Annotated in this window: 5 protein-coding genes; all 5 read right to left on the bottom strand. The window is 33.9% G+C overall.

What is annotated here, in order from left to right; genetic code table 11:
• Positions 1–560: Hsp70 family protein (locus Q7P22_RS11020; protein ID WP_303864133.1), on the bottom strand; the 560-nt coding region annotated here is incomplete at its 3' end.
• A gap of 24 nt (positions 561–584) precedes the next feature.
• A complete protein-coding gene (gene grpE, locus Q7P22_RS11025; protein WP_303864135.1) occupies positions 585–1,139 on the bottom strand; it encodes a nucleotide exchange factor GrpE in 555 nt (184 codons plus the stop codon).
• Positions 1,140–1,166: 27 nt separating this feature from the next.
• On the bottom strand, positions 1,167–2,195 hold the full coding sequence (hrcA, locus tag Q7P22_RS11030; RefSeq protein ID WP_303864136.1) for a heat-inducible transcriptional repressor HrcA: 1,029 nt from the start codon (positions 2,193–2,195) through the stop codon (positions 1,167–1,169).
• Positions 2,196–2,297: 102 nt separating this feature from the next.
• Positions 2,298–3,434: a radical SAM family heme chaperone HemW gene (gene hemW, locus Q7P22_RS11035; protein ID WP_303864138.1), complete on the bottom strand. Its 1,137-nt coding sequence runs from the start codon at positions 3,432–3,434 to the stop codon at positions 2,298–2,300.
• Positions 3,435–3,641: 207 nt separating this feature from the next.
• Positions 3,642–5,453, bottom strand: a complete 1,812-nt coding sequence (gene lepA / locus Q7P22_RS11040) for a translation elongation factor 4 (RefSeq protein ID WP_303864139.1) — start codon at positions 5,451–5,453, stop codon at positions 3,642–3,644.
• Positions 5,454–5,659 lie beyond the last annotated feature (206 nt).

Below are 5,659 nucleotides of genomic sequence, written 5' to 3' on the forward strand. Positions count from 1 at the left end.
GTCATGGTTAGGGATATACTCTCTACGTCAAAAGTACCACCACCTAAGTCAAATACCATGATTTTCTGATTGCCTGCTTTATCTAATCCATAAGCTAACGCTGCAGCAGTTGGCTCGTTTATAATTCTTAAAACTTCTAAACCTGCAATTTTACCTGCGTCTTTAGTTGCTTGTCTTTGGCTATCACTAAAGTATGCAGGAACAGTAATAACTGCTTTGGTTACTGTTTCACCTAAGTATGCTTCTGCATCTGATTTTAATTTTTGTAGAACCATAGCAGATATTTGTTGTGGTGTATACTGAGTAGCATCAATATTTACTTTATAATCTGTACCCATATGTCTCTTTATAGATGCGATAGTCTTTTCAGGATTCGTAACAGCTTGTCTTTTTGCTACTTGACCGATTAATCTTTCACCGTCTTTAGAGAAAGCAACCACTGAAGGTGTGGTACGATCTCCCTCTGCATTGGCAATTACTACTGGTTCTCCACCTTCTAATACTGCAACACATGAGTTTGTTGTTCCTAAGTCTATACCTATAATTTTTTCTTTACCCATTATTTTATTTCCTCCCTAATTACTTTATTTTTTACAAATCTTGACCATTGCAGGTCTAAGGACTTTTTCTTTGAATTTATACCCTTTTTGATAAACTTCAATGATATGATTATCTTCAATATCCTCAATATTATCTACAGCAACACCATGATGCCATTGGGGATCAAATTCTACATTTTCAGTTGGAATCTCTTCTAAGCCTTCATTATTAAGCACTGTAATCAATTGACTGATTACCATTTTGACTCCATCTACATATCCATCGCTAATTTTAGCATCTTCTATAGACTGAATTGCTCTCTCCATATTGTCTATAACTGGTAGAAACTTTTCAGAAAAATCGCTTAAAGCATATTTGTAGATTTCTTCTTTTTCTTTAATTGTTCTCTTCCTAAAATTGTCAAAATCAGCTTGCAATCGAACGAGCTTATTTAAAAGTTCTTCCTTTTCTTTGCTGACAGATTCTGTAGATGAAGTTTCCTCTTTTTTTTCTGTTGCTTCTTCTACATCTTCATGGTTTTTTACTGTTTCTTCAACTTCTTCTTGAATTTCATCTCTTATAATTTCCTCTTTATCCAATCCTATCACCTTTCAAAGTAAAATAATTTATTGCTGATTGATTTGTTCATTTAACCGCTCTGTTAAAAATTTCAAGACAGAAACAACCTTGTCGTAATTCATTCGGATAGGCCCTACAACTCCAATGGTCCCCAAACTTTCTCCATTAAATTGATAGGTGGCAGTTAGCAAACTGTAATCTTTAAACTCTGATAAACTGTTTTCCTCGCCAATAATGATATTTACTCCATTGGAATAGCTTTTTAATAATTCAGAGATAATTCTTTGATCTTGAAAAACCTCTAAGAATTGTTTTACTTTATCAATATCGTTAAATTCGGGATATTTGAGCATATTTGTCACACCGGTAGCAAATACTTGGTTACCATCATCAGGACTTAACGTGAGCTCTTGTAAAATATCTATAAGCTCCTGTAGAGCTTCATTCTCTTTTATAGATAGTTCATGTATATGGCTATTTAAATCATCGCCAACTTTGTTAATATCATAATCGGTTATAATGTAATTTAGTATATTAGTCAACTTATTTAACTCGCCTTGATCTAATTTGTATGGTAATTTTACCTCTAAATTCTTGACAATATTTTCTTTTGTTATAATAACCATTACTATTCTTTCATCTTGTATAGGCAATAACTGAACCAATTTATAGTTTAATGACTTTATTTCTGGAGCCATCACTAAAGAAGTGTAGCTTGTCAATTGAGCTAATAATTTTGCAGTGAGTTGGACGGATTTTTCAATTTGCTCTACATATTGTTTATAACTATTTCGAATGGATTGTTCTAACTCTATATCAAGTTTTTGTACCGTCATGAGTTGATCTACGTAAAGACGATACGCTTTTTCAGAGGGAATTCGACCTGCAGATGTATGGGGCTGTATAAGTAAACCCATCTCTTCAAGATCACTCATTTCATTTCTTATAGTAGCTGCACTGACCCCTAGATTATATTTCTTTGCTATAGTCCTTGAGCCAATAGGCTCTGCATTTAAAATATAATCTTTAATGATCGCATTAAGAATTTTAAGTTTTCTCTCTTTCATATTGTCCATTCTTCCACCTCTTTGTTAGCACTCATTACCATCGAGTGCTAACTCTATAATAAAAATATCACTTATCAGCTTATTTGTCAATAGTCTTTCCATGAATTTCTATTAGGATTTTAAGAAACTCATAAAGACTTTATTCGCAAAATCTAAGCCTAATTTACTCAATTTTATTTTTCCTCCGTCTATCTTTATCATACCTTGATCATATAAATCTTTTAATTCATTTTTATACTCTTCAAAGATGCTATTTTTAAAAAGAATTTGATAGTCTCTATCATCTATTCCTTCCGTTTTTCGAAGGCCTAAGAAAACAAACTCCTCTTTTTTGTGATCTAGAGAAAGAACATCCTCAATCTTGCGGACAGATTGATTATTCCTTATTTTTTTAATATAATGATCCATATTTTCTTCATTATAGTATCGAATACCTTCATAATAGGAATGTGCACCTAGACCAAAGCCAATATAAGGTTTTACTTCCCAATAAACCAGATTATGTTTACATTCCATATTTGACTTAGAAAAATTTGAAATTTCATATTGAGTATATCCTCTTTTTATTAAGTACTCTACTGCATAGTGGTACATCTCTCGATCCAAATCATCATCTAGGATAAGTTTGTCATTTTGAGCCCTCTCGTATAATACTGTGCCCTCCTCAATTTTTAAGCTGTAACAAGAAAGGTGGTTAGGAGCTAAATTACATACTTTTTCTAGGGTTTCTTTCCAATGTTCCAAAGTTTGATTAGGCAAATTAAAAATCAAATCTACGTTTATATTATGAAAGCCAGCCTCTTTTGCTTCCATAAATCCTTTAATAAAATCTTTTTGGCTATGAATTCGTCCAATTTCTTTTAAGAGTTTGTCCTGCCAACACTGAAGGCCCACGCTCAATCGATTAACGCCACATTTTCGATACTCTAAAAGCTTTCGTTTATCAAAAGTTGCTGGATTGCTTTCAATGGATACCTCTGCCGTTGGTAATACAGAAAATTTTTCTTTTATAAGATCCATAGTTCTACTAATATAATCAGATGGAACTACCGTAGGAGTTCCTCCTCCAATAAAGATGGACTGCACCTGCTCATTAGAGTGTACTGGTGCACATCTTTCTATTTCTTTGTATAGGGATTCAAAGTAAAGGGAGATTTTATCCTCTTTAGAGGAAAAGGACAGAAAATCGCAATAATAACACTTTTGCGCGCAAAAAGGGATATGAATATACAAGCTTAAATCCTTCATTGTATCCTCCTTTTCCAAAAGCTTTAGCTCTTGATTTACTTTTCCGATAAGAAAGTTCACGTTTTTATGAAATAATCGCGAAGACAACAAGTCAAGCGACTGCTTACAGGCATTTGGCAACTACCCGCGTAACCATAAGAAACTCTTTCTTATGGTTACGCGGGTACAACATAGAACGGAGTAATAAAAGCGCCATAGGCGCTTTTATTACTCATCATCTAGCTTAAGAACTGCCATAAATGCTTCTTGTGGAACTTCTACGCTACCCACTTGACGCATTCTCTTCTTTCCTTCTTTTTGCTTTTCAAGAAGCTTTCTCTTTCGAGAAATATCTCCACCATAACATTTTGATAAAACATCTTTTCGCATAGCGCGTATGGTTTCTCTTGCGATAACTTTCCCGGCGACTATTGCTTGTACAGGAATTTCAAACATCTGTCTCGGTATGTTATCCTTTAGTTTTTCAGCGATGCCCCTGCCTCTAGTATAAGCTTTGCTGCGATGAACGATAAAGGATAATGCATCTACATTTTCTCCATTTAGGAGAACATCTAATTTTACTAGATCGCTTTTTCTATATTCCTTTATCTCGTAGTCAAAGGAAGCGTACCCTTTTGTCCTAGATTTTAGCGCATCAAAAAAATCATAAATTATTTCATTTAAGGGCAGTTCATACCTTAAAGATACTCGAGTTTCTTCAATATAATCCATGGTGATATACTCACCACGTCTTTGTTGACATAATTCCATAATAACGCCAACATACTGAGTAGGCACTATAATATTTGCATGAACAATAGGTTCTTCCATATATTGCACTTCTGTGGTTGCTGGTAAATTTGCAGGATTATCTACCTCTATCATTTCCCCATCGGTTTTCTTTACTTTATAAACTACACTGGGGGCAGTTGTAATAATATCTAAATTGTATTCCCTTTCTAATCTCTCCTGAATAATCTCCATGTGAAGTAAACCCAAAAAACCACATCTAAAGCCAAACCCTAAGGCAACAGAAGTTTCTGGTTCAAACATCAAAGATGCATCGTTTAATTGTAGTTTTTCTAATGCCTCTTTTAAATCATTATATTTAGATCCATCTGCAGGATAAATACCACTGTACACCATAGGATGAATAGCTTTGTATCCTGGCAAAGGTTTTTCAGCGGGGTTCTTTGCATCGGTTATCGTATCCCCTACTCTTGTATCTCTTACATTTTTTATACTAGCGGTTACATAACCTACATCTCCACTTGTCAATTCCCCTACAGGGAATAGAGAACCTACAAAGATACCTACTTCGTCTACTTCGAATACCTTATTTGTAGACATCATTTTCATCTTCATACCTTGTTTAAGTTTTCCTTCTATAATTCGAACAGATGCAATTACACCTTTATAGGAGTCATAATAAGAATCGAAAATCAAAGCCTTTAGGGGCTTTTCATCTTCATTTTTAGGTGCAGGAACCTTTTTTACAATCGTTTCTAGAACTTGTTCGATATTGATTCCTTCTTTTGCAGAGATCATTGGAGCATCCTGGGCTTCTATTCCAATGACATCTTCAATTTCATTTTTAACTCTTTCAGGATCTGCACTAGGCAAATCAATTTTGTTGATGACAGGAATAATTTCTAGGTCATTTTCTAAGGCTAAATACACATTAGCCATAGTTTGAGCTTCAATACCTTGAGCTGCATCAACAATAAGCAATGCTCCTTCGCAGGCAGCTAAACTTCTAGACACCTCATAAGTAAAATCCACATGCCCTGGGGTATCAATTAAGTTTAAATAGTATTCCTCTCCATCTTCTGCTTTATAAACTAATCGGACAGCTTGGAGCTTAATCGTAATTCCTCGTTCTTTTTCTAAATCCATATTGTCGAGAACTTGATTAGACATTTCTCTTTGACTCAATAGACCTGTCTTTTCAATCAACCTGTCCGCTAAAGTAGACTTGCCATGATCAATATGAGCAATAATACTAAAATTTCTCGTTTTTTCTTGTTTTGATAAAGACATTGTTTTCCTCCATAAATATTGTGAAATAAATCAATTTAAAAAATAGCGAATTAAGGCATTCCCCTTCTTCCGCGCTATTATATCATTGTAAACAGTAACTAACAATTCATTATACCAAAAATACATTAATGTTCAAACAAGAAAAGTACTAAACTTCAATTCGTAATATGAAAATCAAAAACAAAGTATGGTAAAATAATTAAACT

It is taken from the genome of Alkalibaculum bacchi (assembly GCF_937875145.1).
Lineage (GTDB): Bacteria > Bacillota > Clostridia > Eubacteriales > Alkalibacteraceae > Alkalibaculum > Alkalibaculum bacchi_A.

Coding starts and splice junctions, on each gene's coding strand:
- lepA (WP_303864139.1), bottom strand. CDS start 5,453: ATGTCTTTATCAAAACAAGAAAAAACGAGAAATTTTAGTATTATTGCT.
- hrcA (WP_303864136.1), bottom strand. CDS start 2,195: ATGGACAATATGAAAGAGAGAAAACTTAAAATTCTTAATGCGATCATT.
- hemW (WP_303864138.1), bottom strand. CDS start 3,434: ATGAAGGATTTAAGCTTGTATATTCATATCCCTTTTTGCGCGCAAAAG.